General features: G+C 48.6%; 18 protein-coding genes, 1 tRNA gene and 1 pseudogene. 8 read left to right on the forward strand and 12 right to left on the reverse strand.

The features are described from left to right. The first annotated feature begins 19 nt into the window (after nucleotides 1–19). The 6 genes and pseudogenes from ACTQ3A_RS06525 to ACTQ3A_RS06550 all read left to right on the forward strand — a co-directional run bounded on the left by ACTQ3A_RS06525 (nucleotide 20) and on the right by ACTQ3A_RS06550 (nucleotide 5,278). Nucleotides 20–337: a DUF3847 domain-containing protein gene (locus ACTQ3A_RS06525; protein WP_279199010.1), complete on the forward strand. Its 318-nt coding sequence runs from the start codon at nucleotides 20–22 to the stop codon at nucleotides 335–337. Nucleotides 338–678: 341 nt separating this feature from the next. Then, nucleotides 679–1,044, forward strand: coding sequence for a hypothetical protein (locus ACTQ3A_RS06530; protein ID WP_279199009.1), 366 nt, complete (start codon nucleotides 679–681; stop codon nucleotides 1,042–1,044). Beyond that, a pseudogene (gene mobQ / locus ACTQ3A_RS06535) lies at nucleotides 1,041–1,775 on the forward strand (MobQ family relaxase); the annotation flags it as partial. The gene ACTQ3A_RS06530 and the pseudogene mobQ, both read left to right, overlap by 4 nt. Nucleotides 1,776–2,682: 907 nt before the next feature. Further along, nucleotides 2,683–3,378, forward strand: coding sequence for a VapE domain-containing protein (locus tag ACTQ3A_RS06540; protein ID WP_441101363.1), 696 nt, complete (start codon nucleotides 2,683–2,685; stop codon nucleotides 3,376–3,378). Nucleotides 3,379–3,697: 319 nt separating this feature from the next. Further along, nucleotides 3,698–3,976, forward strand: a complete 279-nt coding sequence (locus tag ACTQ3A_RS06545) for a helix-turn-helix domain-containing protein (RefSeq protein ID WP_279199006.1) — start codon at nucleotides 3,698–3,700, stop codon at nucleotides 3,974–3,976. 42 nt (nucleotides 3,977–4,018) lie between these two features. After that, entirely contained in the window at nucleotides 4,019–5,278 is a 1,260-nt protein-coding gene (locus tag ACTQ3A_RS06550) for a site-specific integrase (protein WP_279199005.1), read from the forward strand. A gap of 135 nt (nucleotides 5,279–5,413) precedes the next feature. Here ACTQ3A_RS06550 and ACTQ3A_RS06555 read toward each other — a convergent pair. The 9 genes from ACTQ3A_RS06555 to ACTQ3A_RS06595 form a co-directional block, all read right to left on the reverse strand. Then, nucleotides 5,414–5,487 (reverse strand) — tRNA-Pro (locus tag ACTQ3A_RS06555). A gap of 191 nt (nucleotides 5,488–5,678) precedes the next feature. Then, complete coding sequence (locus ACTQ3A_RS06560; RefSeq protein ID WP_441101348.1) at nucleotides 5,679–7,226, reverse strand: nitrite/sulfite reductase; 1,548 nt, start codon at nucleotides 7,224–7,226, stop codon at nucleotides 5,679–5,681. Between the two features lie 278 nt (nucleotides 7,227–7,504). Further along, nucleotides 7,505–7,750, reverse strand: coding sequence for a hypothetical protein (locus tag ACTQ3A_RS06565; RefSeq protein WP_441101349.1), 246 nt, complete (start codon nucleotides 7,748–7,750; stop codon nucleotides 7,505–7,507). A 118-nt stretch (nucleotides 7,751–7,868) separates the two neighbouring features. Further along, nucleotides 7,869–8,129, reverse strand: a complete 261-nt coding sequence (locus ACTQ3A_RS06570; protein ID WP_441495271.1) for a hypothetical protein — start codon at nucleotides 8,127–8,129, stop codon at nucleotides 7,869–7,871. A gap of 52 nt (nucleotides 8,130–8,181) precedes the next feature. After that, a complete protein-coding gene (locus ACTQ3A_RS06575) occupies nucleotides 8,182–10,236 on the reverse strand; it encodes a PKD domain-containing protein (RefSeq protein ID WP_441494449.1) in 2,055 nt (684 codons plus the stop codon). Between the two features lie 137 nt (nucleotides 10,237–10,373). After that, nucleotides 10,374–11,417, reverse strand: coding sequence for a family 43 glycosylhydrolase (locus ACTQ3A_RS06580; RefSeq protein WP_441101351.1), 1,044 nt, complete (start codon nucleotides 11,415–11,417; stop codon nucleotides 10,374–10,376). A gap of 223 nt (nucleotides 11,418–11,640) precedes the next feature. Next, nucleotides 11,641–12,879 (reverse strand): helix-turn-helix transcriptional regulator, encoded by a 1,239-nt coding sequence (locus ACTQ3A_RS06585; RefSeq protein WP_441101352.1) that lies wholly within the window; start codon nucleotides 12,877–12,879, stop codon nucleotides 11,641–11,643. 407 nt (nucleotides 12,880–13,286) lie between these two features. Continuing rightward, entirely contained in the window at nucleotides 13,287–14,672 is a 1,386-nt protein-coding gene (locus tag ACTQ3A_RS06590; RefSeq protein ID WP_441101353.1) for an MFS transporter, read from the reverse strand. 857 nt (nucleotides 14,673–15,529) lie between these two features. Next, entirely contained in the window at nucleotides 15,530–17,368 is a 1,839-nt protein-coding gene (locus ACTQ3A_RS06595) for an L-fucose isomerase (RefSeq protein WP_441101354.1), read from the reverse strand. 295 nt (nucleotides 17,369–17,663) lie between these two features. Between ACTQ3A_RS06595 and ACTQ3A_RS06600 the strand changes: the two genes are divergently transcribed. Further along, nucleotides 17,664–18,506: an AraC family transcriptional regulator gene (locus ACTQ3A_RS06600; RefSeq protein WP_441495272.1), complete on the forward strand. Its 843-nt coding sequence runs from the start codon at nucleotides 17,664–17,666 to the stop codon at nucleotides 18,504–18,506. Nucleotides 18,507–18,534: 28 nt separating this feature from the next. Here the strand turns inward: ACTQ3A_RS06600 and ACTQ3A_RS06605 are convergent, their stop codons facing one another. After that, nucleotides 18,535–20,169, reverse strand: coding sequence for an AI-2E family transporter (locus ACTQ3A_RS06605; protein WP_441101356.1), 1,635 nt, complete (start codon nucleotides 20,167–20,169; stop codon nucleotides 18,535–18,537). 184 nt (nucleotides 20,170–20,353) lie between these two features. Beyond that, nucleotides 20,354–21,748 carry an asparagine--tRNA ligase gene (gene asnS, locus ACTQ3A_RS06610; protein WP_441101357.1) on the reverse strand — a complete coding sequence of 465 codons (1,395 nt, stop codon included), beginning with the start codon at nucleotides 21,746–21,748 and terminating at the stop codon, nucleotides 20,354–20,356. 175 nt (nucleotides 21,749–21,923) lie between these two features. Here asnS and ACTQ3A_RS06615 point away from each other — a divergent pair, with 175 nt between their 5' ends. Next, nucleotides 21,924–22,085, forward strand: coding sequence for a hypothetical protein (locus ACTQ3A_RS06615; RefSeq protein WP_441101358.1), 162 nt, complete (start codon nucleotides 21,924–21,926; stop codon nucleotides 22,083–22,085). A 195-nt stretch (nucleotides 22,086–22,280) separates the two neighbouring features. Here ACTQ3A_RS06615 and ACTQ3A_RS06620 read toward each other — a convergent pair whose 3' ends face one another. Next, nucleotides 22,281–23,036 (reverse strand): DeoR/GlpR family DNA-binding transcription regulator, encoded by a 756-nt coding sequence (locus ACTQ3A_RS06620; protein ID WP_441101359.1) that lies wholly within the window; start codon nucleotides 23,034–23,036, stop codon nucleotides 22,281–22,283. Between the last annotated feature and the right edge of the window lie 76 nt (nucleotides 23,037–23,112).

The following is a 23,112-nucleotide window of genomic DNA, read 5'->3' on the forward strand; positions in this document are numbered from 1 at the left end:
GCATTCATTTACCCAGGAGGTGATAAAGATAAACAACAAGAGAACACCCGAACAGCTACAGCAGGAATTAGACCAGACAAAACACCTGAAGAAATATTACGAGAATGAAATCAAGATCAGAAAGGCACAGCTCAGCCATCTGAACCGCAGAGAACGGACACACCGGCTTTGCAGCCATGGCGGCATGCTGGAGAAGTTTATTGAACGTCCGGACATGCTCTCCGACGAGCAGATTATGCAGCTTCTCTCCTTTGCCTTTCATAAAAATGATGTACAGGCACTGCTAAGACAGATGATAAAGGACGCAGAAGAAAAGAGCTATGGACAGTCCCTCTGATAAGAGGGCGAAATTATACACCCTGGCGGTTGCAATTGCGTCAAATGCCGTCCAGGTGCCGCCGACAGATCCATGCTGCAGAGCAGGTCACGCTGCCGTCCACCCGGCCGAACATCCGGTACGGCAGATGGTGCCTGCTCTGCTGATCCAGTGGGAACCATGTTCCCCCTGCGCCGTCTTCAGACGGCTACCCTCTCTTGTACATACGCATAGAGCATATAAACGAAAAACATCTGCCAACCTGCAGCCTGCTAAAAACAGAATAACCACAAACCTATACATAAGACCGACGGTTCTTTCCAATAAGAACGTTGGTCTTTTTCAGCCGAGGAGGAAATTTATTGAACAGAGAAAATATTAATCATGCGCAGCAGATGCTGCTCAAATACTGCCAGCAGCGAAAAATGACAGACATCAAAATCACAGGCATTGCCAAAGTGTCCGCCACTAATGCAGAAGGAAAGCCATTACATCTTACCGTTAATCTGTATGGCGACATCATGGACGCTGAAATAAACAGGACCATCGCAGATGGGAACACATCCCACAATATCATGCGGATCAGTGAATACCCGACGAAATGGACAGACAGGAAAGAATCAGTCCTTACAGCATGCAGAAAAGCACGAAATGCAAAAACAGAATCAAAGAATCGAGCGGACAGCAACTCTTTGTCCAGCAGGAAAAGAGATGATGCCGCGAGGTGACCTGCCCGCATTTTTCTATTTCTATCAGGTCCCGTTACAACAAGAAGACCGGATCAAAGGGATCCGCCGTAGCAGGCGCAGCCTACCAGAGTGCCCAGCGGCTGTTCTGCGAATACGACGGCCAGGCCAAGAACTATGCCTACAAAAAACCAGAGCTCGTCTACTCAGAAGTCATGCTTCCGGCAAATGCCCCGCCGGAATACGCTGACCGTTCCAGGCTCTGGAATTCCGTTGAAGCATCGGAATCAAGGTTTGATGCCCAGCTTGCGCGGAGCATTATTGCGGCACTTCCAAGAGAGCTTCCTATGGAACAGTCGATTGAAATGGTCAGGGAATTCTGCAGAAAAAACTTTGTGGACAACGGCATGTGCTGTGATATTGCCATCCATGACCCGTCCCCGCCCGGCCACAATCCGCATGTCCACATCATGCTGACGCTTCGGGGAATCGATGAGAATGGCCTCTGGCTTCCCAAATCCAGGAAGGAGTACATCCTGGACAAAGAAGGAAACAGGATCCGGCTGAAAAGCGGCGCATGGAAAAGCCGGAAGGTCGATACCGTTGACTGGAACCGGAAAGAGAATGCAGAGATCTGGAGAGGCAGCTGGGAGAAGATCCAGAACCGGTACCTGGAGAAAAACAAATGTCCGGCACGGGTAAGCCTGCAGTCTTATGCAAATCAGGGAATCGATCAGATTCCGACAGAACATATGGGACCGGCCGCAACCGCCATGGAGAAGAAGGGCATCAAGACAGACGTTGGAAATCTTAACCGCGAGATCTGGGAAGCCAACTGCCTGCTTCAGTCCATCCGTGACATGATCCGGATGCTGGCAGAATGGATCTATGCGTTTTATCAAGCTGCCCAGGAGGCGAAGGCCGGCAAGACAGCACAAGCAAAGGAGAAGGCAAAGGCAGAAGCACAGGCGGAACCTGAACCGATTTATCTGCGGGAACTGATAAAGGCAAAGCTGGATATTCGAGCGAAGGAAAGGGCCCTGTGGAGCCACCACGCACAGACAAACGGGGCCCTCCGTGATTGTTCAAACGTTATGTTTTTCCTTGAATATATGGACAATCACGGAATCCGTACGGTGAATGATTTAAACGAACGCCTCTCCGAAACGTACGAGAAAATTACCTCGATCCGCAGATCTGTGAAAGCAGCACAACGGAGGATCCAGACCATTTCCAATATCAGAAAAGCCTTGAAAGATCTCCGTGAAACCAGAGCAGTCCACGACAAATATATGCAGATCGGATGGAAAACCCGGAAAGAAAAGTTCCGCGCAGAGCATGCTGACGACCTGAACCGGTACGAATCCGCCAGCCGCTTTCTCCACAAAAATGTAACAGATGACAAGATCAGCTTTGCTGCACTTGCCAGAGAAACCAGAAAGCTGGAGAAAGATATCGCCTCGTATACCGAGGAGCTTGCCGATATACAACGCAATCTGAAGATGCTAAAGGATATCCGATATTTCGTCCGGGACCTTCTTCCGGAACTCTCTCCGGAGGAGAAGCATAAAGTGAAGGAAAAGCGTTCCGTCCGTGAACAGCTCGAGGCAAACAGACAGATACTGTCAGCAGAAGCCTGGAACAACAGATCCGGCATAAGAAAGGAGAAGAGCCGAGGAAATCAAGTCCTTTCTCAGCCGTCAGAAAGAGACCTACAAGGTCCCCTACGAAACACATCCCAAGGACAGACCGAGGCAGTGCGTATTTATCGGGACCACCAACAAGAAAAAGTTCCTGCCCTTTGACCGGACCGGCGCAAGACGCTTTATGGTGGTCCAGTGCAATGCAGAGAGGGCTGAAGCAGATATCAATGAGGATGAAGCCGCTTCCAGGGTCTATATCGACCAGGTATGGGCTGAGGCTATGGAAATCTACAGGCACGGGAAATTCCGCCTTGCCCTGCCAAAGGAGATGGAAAGAAAGCTCCAGGTGTATATCAGGGAATTCATGCCGGACGATACCCGTGAAGGTGTAATACAGGGCTTCCTTGATGATTATACCGGCAAGTATGTATGCACCAGGCTTCTGTATGCAGAAGCCTTTAACCATCTGTATGACGAGCCCCGGGAGTTTGAACTGCGGGACATCTCTGAAATCATGAACACCTCTATCAAAGGCTGGAGGAAATGCAAACAGCACCGCTACAGAAAATACGGTGTGCAGTGGAGCTGGGAAAGAGACCCTGCCGCGCAGGACGTCACAGACAGTTCCAAAAACACAGGCGGGTTTTCGCCGGTTCCCCGGCAGGTGGAGATCCCTTTTGATACCCCTGACAAAAAACAGCTTCCTGCACGAAGGAAAGTGATACTCCGGTGACGGGCAGTTGACGCCCTCCTGCCCTGTGTTTACAGGGCTTTTTGTCTATTTCCTATATATGTCACTCTACTATTATAAAAAAAATAAATATTAAGAAAGACAGTAGATGTGTAAAGGATGGAGAAGTTTCCCGGATGAGTGACTACATTTAGTGACGCTCCGCCTTGAAGGGTGCTTTTAAAAACATCCCCCGCACAAACGCAGCACACATCCGGACATCATCGACAGAGCCGGGCCTGATCAACGCCACAAATGACTGGCCCGGTGAACCATTCCGTAAACAAAAGTATTCCATACATTTCTCAGGAGGAATCATAACATGCTTGAAAACTACCCCGAAATTCTCACACTGGAAGACGTCTGTAAAATCATGCGGATCAGCAAGCCCACCGCATCCTCTCTGATCCGCAGCCACAAGCTGGACGCACGCATGGTAGGCAGAGCCTACAGGATCAGCAAGTCATCTCTCATCCGTTTCTTTGAGGGAAACGGGGAAAATAAAGAAACAGTGGGGAATAAAGAAAATACAGAAGATATCACACAGACAGAAAAAGAAAAAACTACAAGCAGACGCAGAGAAAATGATATACTGTTATAAATAACGATTCTCAGTCTGCCGGTCACATAAGGAGGTAAAAAATTGACTGGCACATTTACTACAAAAACACATTCATCAGGAAGAACCTATTACTATATCGCACTGCGCTACAAGGACCCCAAAACAGGATTGTGGCGAGGGAAGCTTGTCAGCACACATATCCAAGTAACGGAAGCTAAAAAGAAAAAGGCACATCCCCGCCCGGTCAACGCAGACAAGCTGATGGCCAAGGCTTATAATGACTACGCCTATCTGGAAGAAGACATATCAGAGCTGTCAGCCGGTCTTGATCCCATGATCACTCTCGGAGCTTACCTGGATGTCCTTCTGCAACGCAAAAAGAACGATATCCGTACTTCAACCTACGACAAGTATACCTACCAGATCAACCGGCTTAAAAGAGACTTTGAGATCTCCAGAAAGCCCGTCAGGTCCATTACCACACCGCAGGTGAAGGCCTTTCTTGAAACGGCAAGACTCACCGGAAAAATAAACCAGAAAACCGGCGAACGTGAACCCCTCTCTGTCCGCACAGTCAGAGAGTACAAGGCTCTTCTGGTTGAGGCATTTACCTGTGCCAGAATCGATGGCTTGATAAAGTATGATCCAACTGCAGGGTTGAAGGTAAGTAATAAGTCCAACAAAAAATTCTCTGAAGACTATCTCTTCCTCAAGGAGGATGAGATCCAGGACATGTTGGAATACCTCTCCAAAAACGATGCCCCGCTTCTTCCCATTGCCTTTATGGGTGTCTACATGGGTCTGCGCAGATCAGAAATCCTCGGTCTGAAATGGTCAGCCATTGACTGGGACCATAAGATCGTACACATCCGGCACACAGTAGTGCGGGAGAGGACGGTCTATGCCGAAGATCAGACCAAATCTCTGGAGAGCAGAAGAGACCTGCATCTCTTTCCCACTGCAGAAATCTGCCTGAAAAAGATTCTTGCACAACAGATCCTGGATAAAAAGTTCTTCAAGGACGAATACCAGAACAAAGACGGCTATGTCTTCTGCTGGCCTGATGGGCACAGTTATGATCCAAACTGGGTATCACGGCGCTTCAAGACCGATATGCAGCGCTTCGGACGTCCGGAGATCACGCTTCATAAGCTCCGTCACACCTGCGCTTCCCTGCTGCTGGACAAGAACTGGAATATCAAGAAAGTACAGTACTGGCTGGGACATGAGGATCCAGACACCACACTCCGTATTTACACACATTATATGAAGCATCAGTCCAACATGGACTCCGGTATCATTGAAGATCTGAGCGCACCTGCGAGAACTTTATTCGCATAATCGGTTTTGTTATATTTTTTGTTATATCACGAAGATTCATGCAGATTTCCGGATAAAAAGGTGAAAACCCGTGAAAACAAAAAGATACCGCAAACCCCCATTCTTTAAGGGTTTGCGGCATCTCCAAAACGATTATCGAGGTTACTGGATTCGAACCAGCGGCCTCTACGTCCCGAACGTAGCGCTCTACCAAACTGAGCCAAACCTCGACAGCCTCGTGATTGATGCGTTGATCAATCAGCGAGTCTTATCATACTAAATTCATTCATGAATGTCAACCCCTGTTTTTAATTTTTTAATTTTTTATTTTCCCTGATTGATGAGTTGATTCATCAAGAAACTTGTCATACTAATTAGACACATGAAAAAAGCATCCCTTTCGGGATGTTTTTTTCGCATATCAGACAGCGTACTGTTTTACCAGCTCAAGGAGTGTTTCCTCGTTTCCTTCCAGCCACTTTGCGAACGGAACCTGTTCTTTTTCGACAATTCTTCCCAGCGCGACCAGGAAGTCGGGGATATCCTTTGCCAGCAGGACGATTTTACTTTCTGCCAGCTTTTCCTTCCCCGGAATGCTGCTGCCTCCGTACGAGAAGAAGAACGCATCCACGCGGTTTCCATCCTGGTCTTTGCGGATGGCACCTCTCCACCCGATCAACCCGATCTGCTGCGCTGCGCAGGAAGAAATGCAGCCGGAGATCCGCATCCGCGGCAGCGTATGTGGAGAGAAATGCTCTTTCCGGACCGCCTCCAGGCAGTTCTGCAGCAGTTTCTGAGAATCCGCCGGACCGATGTCGCACCTTGCGTGCCCGACACAGGAAATGGACTGCTCAAAATCGCTCGAGCAGCCGTCTTTTGTAAGCTCCAGCATGCTTCGGGCCTCATCCCCGGTGCAATTGACGATGTAGAGGCCGCCCGTCGTCGTCAGACGCAGTTCCATCTCTCTCCAATTACGGGCCAGATCCATGATCTCCCGAAGTCTTCCCAGAGACAAATACCCTCCCTGCGGATGGTAGGCAACCGCGCAGAGCCCCTTTTGCTTCTGCGGGATAATTCTCGGATCCTCCGGCAGTGGATCCACTCCCGTCTTCGTCACCTGCTCTTCCACGACGGACAGATCCAGATTTCCCTCCGCTTTTACTTCCTGCAGATGCAGGGCAAAAGTGCTTTTAAACCCGTCGACGCCCATGGTCTCCTGGAGAAAACGGCTCCGCGCCTTGTTCCGATTGTTGTAATTGCCATTCTCCATGTAGACATCCAGCATGGTCCTGAGGTAATAGAGAATCTCGGACGGATCCACATGCGAGCCGACCAGAACGCCAATTCTTGGCTTGATACCAAGCCCACCGGCAGCAAATACATCGAAGGTATGATCCGGATTTGCCAGAAATCCGATATCCTTCATCGTGATATGCATCTCCCCGGAAGGAAAAGAAGCGAATCCGATCTTGAACTTTCTCGGGAGCGGACGCACACCGATGTAGCGCAGGAGATAGTCATCCGCCGCTTTCGCATAGGGCTGAACGTCAAAGTACTCTTCTGTTGCCAGACCGGACAACGGTGTAGCCGTAATGTTGTTCGGGTTGTCTCCGCCGCTTCCTCTGGTCACAATTCCTTTGTCCAGAAGACGCAGCACCAGCCTGCGGCCCGCGTGCGGATTGAGATCATGCAGCTGCAGTGCCTGCCCGGTACTGATCTTCAACGTATCCACGCCATAATAGGTGCAGGCATCCAGAATCGCCGCCGCCATGTCCGCAGTCAGCCGCCCGCCCGGCACACGGATTCGGAGCATCTGATGATTATCTCTCTGCAGATAGTCGCCAAATCCCTTGGAAATGCCCGTGTACTCCCCGGCGTCGATTTCACCCTTTTCGTATTTGTGAGAGGCATTTTCAAATGCATTAAAATCTTTATAAAAACGGTTGATTGCTGAATCTTTCTTATCCATGCTTCCATCCCTTTTCTATGTGATTTCTTCATTTTGCTAACAGTCTATCACATTTCATCCTGCATTTTCCGTACCATTGGAAACACTCCTGACAGGTTTTTCAGAAAAAAATATCACGATCCGTTATAACAACTTGATCCACTTATTCTATCATTTGTCTTTTTCGGCGGATATAACAACTCCTTAGGCACCTTTTGCTTTGAGGAAAAGCTAAGAAACAAGGAGCCATTTACATAAAGCTCGTACCCTTCTCCACCTTTGCCGCCTCTCTTGCCGCCTCATTCCCCGCTCCGTTCATCTTTAATGAATTCTTTCAGCATCTCTTTATCCGCTTCGCACTGGCATTTCACTGTACCGCTCCTTATGATCCCCTCATATCCGGAAACTGTTGAAAACAGGAATCTAGACAATGTAGAATTCAGGTTGAGCTGATCGCCGTCCAGTGTCTCAAACAGCACATCCCTGCTACATTTTTTCACTATGTCAAGAAATTTTGCGTAATCAATCCCTTCTTTTAATTTCATTTCTCTTTCACCTATTCTCTTTTTCTAATATCTGTTATTTTGAAAGGCAGCCCCGGTATGCCTGCCTCATTGTAAAGATTGATCTCATAGTATGGCGTCTGTGCAAACCTTATCTCAGTCACCCTCCCTGCCTGGGACAGATTGATCCTGCCAGCCATACCGCGCCTACTGCCACATTATCTATAACTGCTTTTTCTGCATCCGAGATAATCTCCATAGTTTCGGAAAATGAACTGGAAAGCGGTTCTATGACTGCCTTCCATATTCCGGATCCATCAGCTTTTGTTACTGTTTCCTTCCCCTGTATCCTGACATGGATCACACTTTCCGGATCAGCCTTCCCCCATACATGAACGGGTTTCTCTCGCTGAAGGATCATTCCCCGGCTGAATATCTTTGCAGGTTCCAGAATTTTACTTTACTCCTCTCAATTATTCGACAATAACTCTCACACGGGCAAGATTTTTTATCTGTGTAAATAGATCCGAGGCATCTCCGTTCCGGTTGGACATTACACGGACGGAAACCATATATGAGCCCGGCCTGTCGTATACATGCGTAAACTCGGCATCTGCACCGTGGATCCCATCTTTCTCATACTTTATAAATTCAGCCCGGTTCAGGAATACTTTTTCACCCGGAAGTCTGCTGATCTCTACCGGGTCATAGTCTACAGCTGTAATCTCTCCCGCCCCTTCCGGCACTTCCGCATGAACGGTAAAATGAACTTCTTCTCCGACCTTTACATGTGCGCATGTTTTTCCCTGTGCATACAGACTGACAAGGGGTTGCATACCTCTTCTCTTTCTAGCTGTATCTGCCGGCGTGATCAGTCCGCCGTCCCGTTTGTATACAGTACCCGGAACCGGTTCGATCCCTCTTTCGACCCAGTCGCTCAGGTCAAGGATGGCCTGATGGAGCGCTCCCATATAATTGATGATCATATTGCTCTCCATACTGGATGTATCCCCGTGAAGGCAGCGGTCCATGTAATAAAGCCTTACATTTTCATCAGTCCCTTTCGTCTCTTTTATCTTATTTTTATACCAGTCTCCACACCACGGGCAGGTAGACTCATCCATCAGCGCCTGAGTAATCATCATCTTACACTGGATATCTCCGTCCTGAGGCGGGACTCCTGTCATGGAATATCCCATTATATTCTCTCTCTGCGGAAGGGTCGGCCTGCCTTCTTCGTCGCGGAACTGATCCCACGCATGGAAAGAAGGATCGACCGGAACCTGATGTCGGTAGTAAGACTGCGCCGCAATATAATCGGAATTATCAAGGGTTAGTTCATCTCCCGATTTTACGGCGGAGAGCACGCCTTTCAGATCCTCTTTTCCAAAACACATTCCTATAACAAGACATTTTCCTTTGATATCTCCGAGAAGAAGCTGTCTGCCTTTGGCATTCCCTGTCTCAAATGTGATATTGACGCCGCCCAGATACAGATCTCCCTGAGGTACGTCTTCCAGTTCGATCCACGCATCTTTCCCATCTGTGAGCATCTTCTTCCATGCGTCATCTACACCATTTCTTCCGTCAATCTCCGAACTTGCTTCCACTGTTCCCGGCACATGGACCGTTTTGACAATTCCCCTGAACTGCAGCCTGTCCCTGGAAGCGCTGCTTTCGGGATCCGCCCCCATATATCCTGGGATTTCCCAGAAATCTTTGAAATACTGGGGATCTTTCGCTCTGATGTTAGGCATAAGAACCGGCAGTGCACCATCGTCAATCTTTCCTGCCGCTTCCATAAACCATGTGATCGGTGGAAAGCCCATCAGTGTAAGTTCCCTGAGCATTGCTTTTTCATTGTCGTCCAAGCCTTCATACATATCGCCGCTCCCGCCTGCGTCAAGAGCATCCACGATTTTCCCGAATATCCGGCGAAGACATCTCTGCCCCTGGGCATGCATGGTGATCGTGTTAGGCAGAGATACCGGTGATCCGATCACATAGGGCGCCGCCCCGTCCCATGCATTCGTATTTTCCACGCAGGCCATCGTCTTATATCCGCCGCCGCTTCCGCCGAACACATAGCCATATGGTCTTTCACAGCCATAGATTTCCTTTGCTTTTACTCTGGAATATTCTGCAGCCGCAGCGCTCGTCTCAAAAAGACTTGTAGGTGACTCACTTGGGCCGAACATCATCTTTGAGCCCATATTGCTTTCCACATAATAAGCACCGTTCTGCAGAGAAAAGGCGATCACGTCATCCTCCCCCGTCTTGTTCAAAGAAGCGACTTCTTCATTCGGTCCCGGAAACGGAGAAAGATACTGAAAGAATCTTCCTCTGTACTCTTCTTCCGGCGGAAAGCAGAAGCTGAATTTCAGATTCGTCCCTTCAAATCCACCGTGCATATATCTATATGGAAGCTTTGTACCGTTCGGAAGCACACGTTCACGCGACTCATCCGCATCGATAAAAGGCTTGCTGTACTTTGGATCTTTTGTGGCATCATAGATTGTTTTTCCCATTCTGTCATATCTCTTCTTTCATAAATTTGTTCTGCTGATTTTATAGCTTATGAGGAAATCATACATAAAAAAAACGAACCTGCTAAGATTCGTTTTTGTCTGCCAGGGTAATTTTTGGCTTTATTATCTGTCCGAAATTACTCGTACTCTTCAATTCTCCAAGTGTCCTTCCAGTCCAGATATCCCATTTCTCCATCAAACCGGAACGGAAGCCACACATAATCCGCTAAAGAAGTATTGAGGTTACTGTCCAGCTCGTAATCCACATCCGGAACTTCTCCCTCATAATCCGGATCGAACATCCGCTCAAATACTTTTTTATAGTTTTCGTATTTCCAGTCCATATGTCCGGGCACCCAGCGGTCGGCCACTGCGATGTACAGATCCTTTTTCCCCTGTACTTTAAAAACCGATGAGATCTGGGAATGCCATGAAGTCATGGATGGATCATCCGGATGGGGATTCCCGAGGACTCTGTAGGGACCATGCCATGTATCCGCCACTGCGATTTCCGAAGGATTAGGAAGATATCCTGTCGTCCCCGATGTAACAAGATAATGTTTTCCCTTTCTGCAAAAGTGTGCCGTTGCTTCCCTCACATAGGGCGGATGAGGATGAGGAAAATGTGTGCTGTAATAGCCTGTCACATCTGTATAATCCTCTGTCAGGTCTGCGCATATCGTCTCGCTGTGCACCCGTTCAAAATAATAATATGCCTTCCCGTCTGGAGCGACTGCCAGATCAAAATCCCCAGCGCTCATATTGAGGGGCCGCAGTCCCTCACGCACTTTTGTATACGGTCCAAGGATCGAATCTGCAGTCAGTACTGTCTCGGACTGCGTGCCATCCCTGTTCATGATCTTAAGCCAGCATACATATTTCCCTGTCATTTTATTATATATGATATGCGGCCTGTCCATCATAGAGGAAGGATACAGGGAAGACGCCGGATTCTCCTCCGGAGGAATGATCAGTCCCTGATCTTCCCAGTTATACAGATCCTTCGAAGAATAACACCTGACTCCCCAATGCCAAATATCATCCTTCCCTGTTGTTTTCTCTTTATTTTCGCCATACCAGTAATAGGTTCCTTCGATATACATGACGGAGCCGCCATGGGCATGGATCCTTTTTCCTTCCGTATCCAGCCAAGTTTTTCCCGGATAAAATGCCTTGTACATAATTTTTCTCCTTTTACTCTGCCCTGCCCCAGAATGTGTATTTTCCCGGTGCAAGCTCTGTTTCCTTTCCGTCGATGACAACGGTCACCGGCATCTCGGCCCATCTAGATTCGTATCAAGATATCTTTCCATAGAAAATCCTCCATTCGTTCTGATCGCAGCAGTATGATAAGATATCTTCTAAAATATGGACAGACAATTTTTAGTGAAAAGAGAGGAATTTTTAGCTTATTTCTGTTTCATTCCCCGCATTCATCGCCTGTTCCCTGTATTCTGCCGGTGTCATCCCCTCCTGCGCTTTGAATACCTTTGTAAAATAATTTCTCGTACTGAACTGCAGGATCTCACTGATCTCCTGAATGCTTTTCTCGTTCGTGATCAGCCAGACCTTGGCATAGTTTAGACGTACCTTCTTAATATAATCGAGAAGCTTAATCCCCATCTCTTTCTGAAACCGTTTCGTAAGATAATATTCCGTATATCCAATGCTTCTGGCAATATCTTTCAGATCAATCGGTTCATTAAAATGGGCTTTAACATAATCACAGCACGCCAGTATGGGGCGGGACACTGTGCTTTCCTGTTTTATAGACCGGACAGCCTCCACACATTCATCCATAATCCTGCGTCTCAGTTCCGCAAGATCTGTCACTCTTGTACATTTCTCAATCTCCTGAAGATACTGACGCTCCATCTCACGGCCGTTTTGATTGGAGAGCCCGCCTTCCACAGCGGCGCGCGTACAAACGGCAGTGAAAATGATCAAAGTATCTTTTGCTTCTCGAAGTGGCATATCTAACCCCAGACTGTACCTTGACATCTGAACCGTATCATTCAGGATCTGATGGTAGTTCCGGTTGCCCTCACGGATACACTGGAGCATGGTCTGTTCCCGGTTCCTTTCACGCTCATAATCGGTAAAACTTCTCTCCTGCCTTGATTTCTTTTCCCTTTCTTCTGCATATTGGATAACAACCGTATCCATATCCAGCATACTGCCAGTGATCGCATAGTGGAGCATCCTGATATACTGATTCAGTACAGGCATTGGCAGGATCGGGATATCCTGCATGATCCGGATGGACTTCTTCCTTATTTCAAGAGAGACGCCGAGGTCATGCAGGCTTTGCTCAAGTCCATTTTCCGATGCCGCGGACGGAAACACAGGCCCCATCAGCACGAGCATTTTATTCATGTTTTTCGTAATATCCGCATACTCGCCAACCCACAGCATTCCCAAAGGATCGCCCATTACAAACGGTACTTTCAGCTCCGCTGCATCCTCAAGGGCAAAGCGGAGACAATCCCCGCTCCTCAGAATGAGTTCGAGTTCTTTTGCGTTCTGGCTGGACGTATAGAACACTTCTCCTTCCGGTCCCAACCCCCAGATACCTACCCCGCATCCCACATAGAAATACTCCATCAATATGGCAACTCTTCTGGCTACATCATCTTTCCACATACTTCTCTCCTTCTCATCCGTACTGTTCAGCTCATTTTCTGATACATAGAGCATATCACGACAAATCCGTTCGCTGTCCTATGCCCTGCAAATATCCGCTCATGCGGGCATGGCGTCCCACTCGGTCTTATCAAACAAAAAGCCGTCTATCTTCTAATTAAGAAGTATAGACGACTTTTTTATCGTTTAACAGCTTTCTTTGTTTATTTCCGTCAGGAACCGGTATTTGTGATCCGGCAGGACACCTTTAATGTGTCCGTATCTTTCATACGCTCTTTATCCAGACAGATATTATCATAATCAAACTCCGTATACGAAAGTCCGTATCCGAAAGGATACTGTACCTGAACAGAGAGATGCCTTTTCTTCCAGAGTCATCTCGCTTATCATTTCTTTAACATTTATTCTTACTGTTCCTGTGCCTCTGCTACGACTTCTTTGGCAGCTTCACGTTTTTTCTCATTTTCCTGACGGATCTCAGTCATCTTCTTGTCCAGTTTAAAATATCCTGTCAGCGATATTGCTACCAATATATAAAGAACCATCGGAACAATACTAAAGAGCATACGGATTCCCATTAAAGCAGCATCTGACTGCACTTTTAACGTTCCATTATATCCTACAATAGTAAGCAGCACACCTAATCCGCCGCTTCCGGCTGCAGCACCTACTTTCTTCGCAAGATTAACCAAACTGGACATAGTTCCTTCCATTCGGTGCAGACCTTTCCACTCATTATATTCTGCACATTCCAGGACAGCAAGAGAGATCAGCATACTGCTCGGAATAGTTCCTGCGCCGGTAAATACAGCCGCTATTGCAAGAAGCGGTATGTTTGCCCCTGCAAAAAAATTAATGAAATATCCTACTGCCGAGATGATAAAGCCGATAAACATGAGCCTGACCACTGATATTTTCTTCAGAAGAGGAGGGAAGACAAACGCCAGCGGAATCGCTATAATCTGTACGGCACTTGCAATACTCATCAGACCTACATCTCCGACAATCCATGTATAGTAGTAAACAATTGTTCCCATATTAGTTACAAAGTTAAACAGAAGTCCCATAAAGGCAATGATCAGGATATATTTGTTTCCCTTTATTACTGCAAGGGCATCAGATATTTTCAGGGATTCTTCTTTCTTCTCCGCATCAACATCATTTTTTTCTTTTACAAAAATAAATCTGAGGATACCAATCGCTGTCATTGCGATTGCAAATGTACCAACTAATAGGCTCCATCCTGATGCGGAACGTGCATATGTAGACATCAGGATAGGGAATGCAATATTGAAGATTACAGAAGCCAGCATAGTGATCACACCACTGTAAGATGTCACTTTTACAATCTGAGTGCCCTTAAACGCACGTACAAGATACACTGTGTTACTTGCATTCAAAAATGTATACGCAACTGCATTAACAAGCGAATACATAATAAATATCCACACACACTTCATGATCTCGCTCAGTCCCGTCGGGCAGGAAAACATCAGCCAGGTAGCCACCCACAGAAGGATAATGAATAGCTCATACGGACGGGCTTTTCCCCATTTTGTCTTTGTCCTGTCTACAATAAAGCCTGCACATGCATCTGTCACTCCATCCAGAAGTTTACTTGCTACAAGGATAATACTGACATATGCAGGGGTAATTCCCAAAGTATCAGTACAATAAGCCATTAAGAATCCCATCAAGAGTACCATTATTGAAGTAGAAATCATGCGGCTGTTCCATGCCAGCAGATTTCCAAATCCCAGCTTTTCACTGGGATCTTTTTTTGTTTTTGTCATTCCCTTAATCTCCTTTTCTTTCATTAACCAAGGACCTGTCTGCATCGGCTTCAGGTGTGCACCCCCAGGCTATGTCTTTGTTGTAATTGGATTATAGAAGATTTTTTGACGTTCTCTAAGGAATAAATTCATCTTTTGGAATCAATTTTAGCTTTATTACCCACTCTGCTGATTTATATATTGCGTCCCCATCTCATTATGATGATCCAGTCAATTCCACCGATTTAACAGCTTTCAAACTGATAACTTCTACATGAAAAGACTCTATAACGACCGATAGCTGTCAATCCGCAGGAGACGGGAATACTATGCAACTTGTGAGACAGTTTGCGTCTGATTCAGAAGATATCCATGAAATCGAGCAGCTTGAAGAACTGATTGAAGCAAAGAAAAAAGAACTGCTGCAAAAATAATATGTTTATGCAGCAGTTCGCTAAAGGCTCTTCCGATTTGACCGGTATAGGGAATTACACGGAAAAGTTCTTAAGGGAAATATTGAAAAAAGGGAAGTATTGAAAAAATGAGCCGTTAAAAAGATGTGAATATACCGCACGGACGAAACGGTCTCAAAATCGCTGTTAGCCGGGATACGAAGAGATGACGCAGAGCTTTATCACGATTAAGAGCAGCCGCTTATACAAAATTATCCCCGCACACAGACCGAAGCGTCTGCCGACGGGGATATAGCAATATTTTCTGCAGGGTTCCAAATGATGTCCATCTAAGTAAGTCTCCTGCAGAAAATATATGCTGTCATCATTGATCCGGCATTTGCCGAAGACCTCCTGTGATCGTTGCTCTCCGATCACAGGATTGTCTTCGTACCGCCGATATTTGTAGTATTTGTGGTATCTGTATTATTTATATTTCTTGTACAGAGGTCCGAATGCAGCGCATGCTCTGTAGTCAGCCGCCTCTTTGTCCTTTGTGCCGAATGCGTTCCATGCAGCCGGACGATAGATCTTCTCATCCGGAATGTTGTGCATGGCAACCGGAATACGAAGCATGGAGGCGAAAGTGATCAGATCTGCTCCTACATGGCCGAATACGGTAGCGCCGTGGTTTGCGCCCCAGTTGCGCATGACATCGTATGCGGTGCAGAATGCGCTTCCCGGAATGTGGTCAACACGCGGTGTGAACCATGTGCAGGGCCATGTGTAGTCGGTTCTCTTCCAGAGGGTATCAGTAACCTCATCCGGAAGTGCTACGGTCCATCCTTCTGCGATCTGCAGGAACGGTCCGAGGCCCTTTACCAGGTTCAGACGAACCATGGTTACCGGCATCTCTGTCTTTGTAAGGAATCTGGAGGAATATCCGCCTCCACGGAAGTATCCGTTGTCAGCCGGCGGCCACTCGGTAGCCTCACACATTGCCTTCTGATCGTCCTCGGTCAGCTCCCACCACGGCTTGATTGTCGGGTTGCCGTCCGCATCCTTGCAGACGCCGGAGAAATCAAGTGCAGATGCGCCGGAGTTGATCAGGTGCAGGAAACCATCGGCATCCTTTGCGTGACCCTCAATGTCATAGCCGGTCACTCTCTTTACAGATTCGCCGCTCCAATAGGTACGCACATCAGAGAACATTGCCGCGCGGCCGGTAAGCTGCTTCTCAAACAGCATGCACAGTCCGTTCAGGCAGTCATTCTCGGTAGCGAGAACATAGGGCTCACGTGCGCCGTCATAGTCGAAGGAAGTGGAAAGGAATGCTTCCGGATAATCACAGTTCGGCCAGTGATCGGTCCACTGTCTCTGTCCCTGGAATCCGCCGACAATGGCGTTGTGTCCGAGTGCTTCCTCTTCGAACTTCTGTCCGCCTGCGGTGACCTTCTCGTCCGCCAGCTTTGCGTTGCCGCGCATCAGGTCCTTGATGATGATATACATCTTGACCGTGAACTCCCACTGCTCGTCCTTAACCTCACGGGACTTCTGGATCCACTCCGGGTTCTTGTCCCATGCTTCCTTACAGTTCTCCTTCGTCCACTTCAGAGCTCTCTCGAACTCTGCCTTGTCATAGATTCCCTCTTCCATACGGCGAAGAACTTCTACCTCATCTACAGACTCTACGCGCATGCCAAGATAAGACTCCAGGAAATCCTGATCCATGATGGATCCGCCGATACCCATCGTAACGGAGCCGATCTGCAGATAGCTCATTCCGCGAAGAGATGCCGCAGCAACCGCTGCGCGTCCGAAACGAAGAAGCATCTCCGTTACGTCATCCGGAATTGTATCATCGTCCGCTTCCTGTACGTCGCGGCCGTACATTCCGAATGCCGGGATTCCCTTCTGCGCATGTGTCGCAAGAACGGATGCCAGATATACAGCGCCCGGTCTCTCTGTCGCATTCAGTCCCCACACGCCCTTGATTGTGGTGGGATCCATATCCATTGTCTCAGATCCGTAGCACCAGCACGGTGTAACGGTAAGGGTAATGTCAACGCCCTCTTTCTTGAACTGCTCCGCGCAGAGCGCACTCTCGCGCACACGTCCGATCGTAGTATTGGAAATAACAACCTTGACCGGTGTTCCGTCTGCGTATCTCAGGTTGTCCTCATAGAGCTTCTTCGCTCTCTCGGCCATTCCCATTGTCTGCTCTTCCAGAGATCCTCTGACGTCCAGAGGGCCCTTGCGTCCGTCAATTACCGGACGAATTCCAATGACCGGATGTCCGCCGATCAGTTTTCTCTCGTCTGCCATATTTGCTTACCTCCCATATGATATTTGATACACAGATTGTCAGCGTAACGTTTCGCTGATAATCCTGAAAAAAACAGGCGTTCCGCCCAACTCATGGCACAATTGTAGCACTTTTCCCGGTCAAAAGATAGTGTTATAATCGTTTCGTATGGTAATATATTCACATTTTTATATTTTTTGTATGATAATTACAAATGTTGCGTCTGTTTTTTATTTATTTTGTCTGATAAAACTTCACTTACAGAAGCCGCACGGATTCTGCCGGCGGCTCAGAAAGGAACCTTTCATGCAGTTTATGGATCTGAATGAGAAGCGCCGCCACGGCACCTCCGATTTTCCCTTTGCCTTCTATCATCTCGACAGCCGTCACCCCCGGTATGTCATGAACTACCACTGGCATCAAGAATATGAGCTGATCCGGGTTCTGTCCGGAAAACTGGAGATGACACTGGATGAGCGCACAACATCCGTAAAACCCGGAGACCTGGTCTTCGTTCACGGAGGCGTTCTCCATTCCGGCATGCCCGAAAACTGTGTCTATGAATGCCTGGTATTTGATCTGAATGTGTTTACCAGACACAACTCCAGCAGCGGGAGCTATATCCAGAAGATCCTCGACCGGTCCGCTCTTGTCTTCGATCATTTTGAGAGAGAAAAGTTCTCCTCCGTCATTCCGGTCACCGATCACATCTTCGAGGCCATGAAGAAACGCTATCCCGGATATGAGATGATGGTGATCGGCGAACTCTATCATTTCTTTTCGCTCGTCTTCCGTCATCACCTCTATCTCGAATCGGTGCCCCAGACCCGGAAAGGCTACCGGAAGGTACTTCAGCTCCGCAAGGTGCTGGATTACATCGACAAAAATTACAGCCAGCCCATCACACTGGATGAGCTGGCTGCCGCCGCATCGATGTCCCCGAAGTATTTCTGCCGCTTCTTCAGCAGCATGACCCATCGGACACCGATGGATTATCTGAATTATCAGCGCATTGAGCACGCCTGCTACGAGCTGTCTACGACGGACAGCACTGTGACCGATGTGGCGTACGCCTGCGGTTTTGGAGATGTGAGCTATTTCATCAAGATTTTCCGCAAATACAAGGGCATGACTCCCGGCACATATTCCGGAAGATAAGAATTCCTCTGCTTGCCTCTGCTAATCTCTAATGACTCTTCTCCGCGTTTTTCTGCTCCTCCTGCTTCATGGCGGCCGTCCTCTTGCGGTTTGCCAGATAAGCGATCAGTTTTTCGAAATACACCTTGAGCAGACCGCCGCAGGGAACCGCAATGATCATTCCCAGAAGGCCTCCGATTTTTCCTCCAATCAGCAGTGACACGATGACCAGAACCGGATGGATCCGGATGCTGTTCCCCAGAAGCTTCGGATTCACGACATTGCCGTCAATCGTCTGCAGAATAAACAGCACAGCCATCGCAACAACGAACCGTTTCATATTCCAGTTCAGCAGACACACCACAGCCGTGGAACCATAGGCCACAAAGGGTCCGACGTACGGAATCAGGTTGCCGATGCCCGTGAGTACGCCGATAATGATCGAATATTTCACGCCGATAACCGAGAGAGTGATACTCACCGCCACAGACATGAATAGGGCGTCCATCAGCTGCCCGCGGATGTATCCGGAGAATACCCGGTCTGCCTCTGACGCAAACTCTTCCAGGTATTTTCTTCCTTTCTTCCCCGCGATGGTACGGAACACATGACCCCAGTACTTCTTCAGGCCTTCTCCGTCGACCATGAAGTAGATTCCGAAAATAATCGCGAACAGAAGCATCGAGAAAAAGGACGGAAGGTTCTTGATCCCGACGATCAGATTTGACGCAATCTTCTCGATGGATTCCGACAGGCTGTCTCCCGCCTGATTGATGAAGCTGTTGATCTGATCCGATGAGATATTCAGCCGGTGCAACACCGATTCGATATTGCGCGCAAGTTCGTTCAGCGTATCAATAAATCCGTTGATAATCGTGTCAAAACTGCTCAGACTGATCACGCTCAGCTGGCTCGTGATAGTCGATACAATGAGCGAGAGAATGACGAACAGAATCACCGCGACGATCACGCAGGTGATCGCAACAGCCAGTCCCCTTGAAGACTTCCGTTTTCGCCCCGATCGGGTCTTTCCGAGATATCCTGTCTTATCTGTCTGCTCTGCCGGGCCTGAGTGCTCTGCTTTCTCCGCTATTCCTGGGTTTTCCGGTTTTACGTTTGTCCCACCTGCGGATCTCCAGCTGGAAAACCGGTCTCTGAGTGCGTCAATATGACGTTCAAAAAAGTTGACCATAGGATACAGCAGATACGCGAATACGAGCCCCAGAACCAGCGGGCGGATAATCACACCCAGCCACCGGAAGCCTGAACCGATTGCTCCCGCTATATTTCCGACATGATCAAACATCCGGATCAGGAAATAGATGATCATCACCGTAATCACAACATAGAACGAGATCCTGGTGTATTCGGGGCGGAAGTTGTCGCGCATTCTTCTCTTCGACGGCTTCTTCTCCTCGCCACTCTCCGCATTTCTGCCGGGATTTCCCGGATTTTCCGCTGCATCGCCGGAATTCCCGGGATTCTCCGCTTTGCCGCCGGGATTTTTCGGATTTCCCGCTGCATCGCCGGAATTCCCGGGGTTCTCTGCCTTGCCGCCGGAATTCCCGTGGTTCTCTGCTTTGCCGCCGGAATTCCCCGGATTTTCCGCTGTGCCTTCCGGCGGCGAAGGGTTCCTTCCCTCTTTTTCTTCCGTTACTGATGCCTGCTTCTTTTTCTCTTCCATAATTCGTGCAATGATTCACCTCTGGACGTATCCTCAGTCAGGTCCGCCGGTTTGCAGATCGAAGTGGCTGAATGTTCTATCCGTCCTTCACACCGTGACCCCTCAATGTCCTCTCGGCCTTACAGGCTATGGTGCCTGAATAACTCCGGCTCTCAGGCCGCGGCATCAGACTGTCATATCGGGCTTACAGATCGCAGTGGTTGACTGTTCTCGGGAACGGAAGCACGTCGCGGATGTTGCCCATTCCTGTCAGATACATCACGCATCGCTCAAATCCGAGACCAAATCCGGAATGACGGGTCGTGCCGTATTTCCGCAGATCCAGATAGAAATCGTACTGACTCATGTCCATCTTCAGCTCTTCCATGCGTGCCTTCAGCTTGTCGTAATCTTCCTCTCTCTGGCTTCCGCCGATGATCTCTCCGATTCCCGGTACCAGGCAGTCCATGGCAGCAACCGTCTTCCCATCCGGATTCAACTTCATGTAGAAGGCCTTGATGTCCTTCGGATAATTTGTGACAAAGATCGGTTTCTTGAAGACCTTCTCAGTCAGATATCTCTCATGCTCGGTCTGAAGGTCGCATCCCCAGCTCACCTTGTAATCAAATTCATCGTTGTGCTTCTCCAGAATGTCGATGGCCTCGGTGTACGTTACCCGGCCAAAGTCGGAATTCACGACATGATTCAGGCGGTCAAGCAGTCCCTTGTCCACGAACTTGTTGAAAAACTCCATCTCCTCCGGTGCGTTCTCAAGGACATAGCGGATGACATACTTCAGCATAGCCTCCGCATATTCCATGTCGTCCTCCAGATCCGCAAAGGCGATCTCCGGCTCAATCATCCAGAACTCCGCGGCATGACGGGTGGTGTTGGAATTCTCTGCGCGGAAGGTCGGACCGAAGGTGTAGATCTTGCGGAATGCCTGCGCAAAGGTCTCGCCGTAGAGCTGGCCGCTTACCGTGAGGTTGGTTGGCTTGTTGAAGAAATCCTGGGAGTAATCAACCGTTCCGTCCTCATTTTTCGGAACGTTCGCCAGATCCAGCGTAGTGACCTGGAACATCTCTCCGGCTCCCTCCGCATCACTGGAAGTAATCAGAGGTGTATGCACATACACGAAGTCATTTTCCTGGAAGAACTTGTGAATCGCATAGGCAATCAGGGAACGCACACGGAAAGTAGCCTGGAAAATATTTGCGCGGGGACGAAGGTGTGAAATTGTCCGCAGATAATCCATCGTGTGCCGCTTCGGCTGAAGCGGGTAATCCGGCGTCGAAGCTCCCTCAAGCACGACGCTCTCCGCCTGAATCTCAAACGGCTGCTTCGCATTTGGTGTCGCCACCAGCGTACCCTCGACAATGATCGCCGCGCCGATATTCAGTGAGGAGATTTCCTTGAAATTATCCAGCTTGTCCGCGTATACAATCTGCAGGGTCTCGAAGAAGGTTCCGTCGTGCAGTACGATAAATCCGAAGGTCTTGGAATCCCGGATATTGCGGACCCATCCGCCGACCTTGATCTTCTGACCGATGTATTTCTCACGTTCCTTATAAATCTCTCTGACTGTAACCAAATGTTCCATGATATGCCTCTTTCTTCTATCTTGCAATTACTGATAAAAACGTAACTATACAGCACCCAATCCCAAGAACCCGTAAGCGGTCTTCTCCGCTTAAAATCATGATGGGCTGAAAAATTATTATGTACTGTATAAGTCCAGTCGCAATGTTCTTGGCCCACGGGGAGCTTGCTCACCAGTGGGCAAGAACATTAGCGACGACAACAGGTATGAGCATGGAGCGGGGCGAAGCAACGCGGGAATGCGAATGCCTGTTAGCGGCACGGAAGCTGCGAAGCAGCGAAGTGACGCGGAGACTTATACAGTTTGTGGCACGATGTATCGTATGGCCGTTTACTGAATAAGTTATGATCTGCTGAATAGTTACAAAAACACTTAAACTGAATTATATATCACCTCTCTCGCATTAAGCAATATGCAATTCTGAGTACGGCATTCTTACTGCAGATCTGCTGTTCATGCACGACTGAAGCACTGAAGATGTACAGTACCTTTGCCTGCCTGGCAGACTTATGGGCAGGCAGTAATAATTTTTTCATACAAGAATCACCTGGATTCCCCGCTCCACAAGGCCCGCCCGCACTTCCGTGTCCGGCTTACCATCCGTCACAACCGCATCCGGGCTTCCGTCCGGAAAAACGGACACAGCGCCGCGCCCACGGAATTTTGCCTGTTCCGCAAGTACAATCGTCCGGTCTGACTGTTTTGCCATCGCCTGTATCACCTCTGCCTTGGCCAGGCTGTCACCGGTGAACCCCTGCTCCGGACTGAACCCGTCTGTTCCCGAGAAAAAAATCCGTGCATGAAACGTCCGCACTGCGCGAACAGCAAGTGTCCCGGTCATGCACTCGGAATCCGACATATATTCCCCGCCGGTCAGGACAAACGATACATTTCCTGCTTTTCGCACAAACCCGGTCATGAATACCGAATTCGTCACGATTGTCACATGCTTTCCCGATTTTGCGATCTCCGCAGCCAACATCACACAGGATGAACCGGACTCTATCATCACCGTATCGTGATCCCGCACCAGAGATGCCGCTTTTCCGGCGATACGGCGTTTTGCCTCATAGTTGACCGACATCCGGCCTGTCATCGCAGAATCCATATTCAGCGACGCATACCCCTGCTCTCTCCGGATAAAGCGCTGCTCCTCCAGATCGTTCAGATCCTTCCGGATCGTCACGATTGACGTATTTTCCATCTCGGACAGTTCTCTGACGCTGATCTGCCCTCTCTCACTCAAAAGCTTCAGAATCCGCCCGCGTCTCTCTTCCACTTTTCCCATCCTGTACCCCTTCCGCCATCACGCATGATCCGTTCACGACATCATCTGTCCTCTCAAACCGGAATCGCCTGTGACT

This window comes from Bilifractor sp. LCP21S3_F8 (assembly GCF_052117805.1).
Lineage (GTDB): Bacteria > Bacillota > Clostridia > Lachnospirales > Lachnospiraceae > Bilifractor.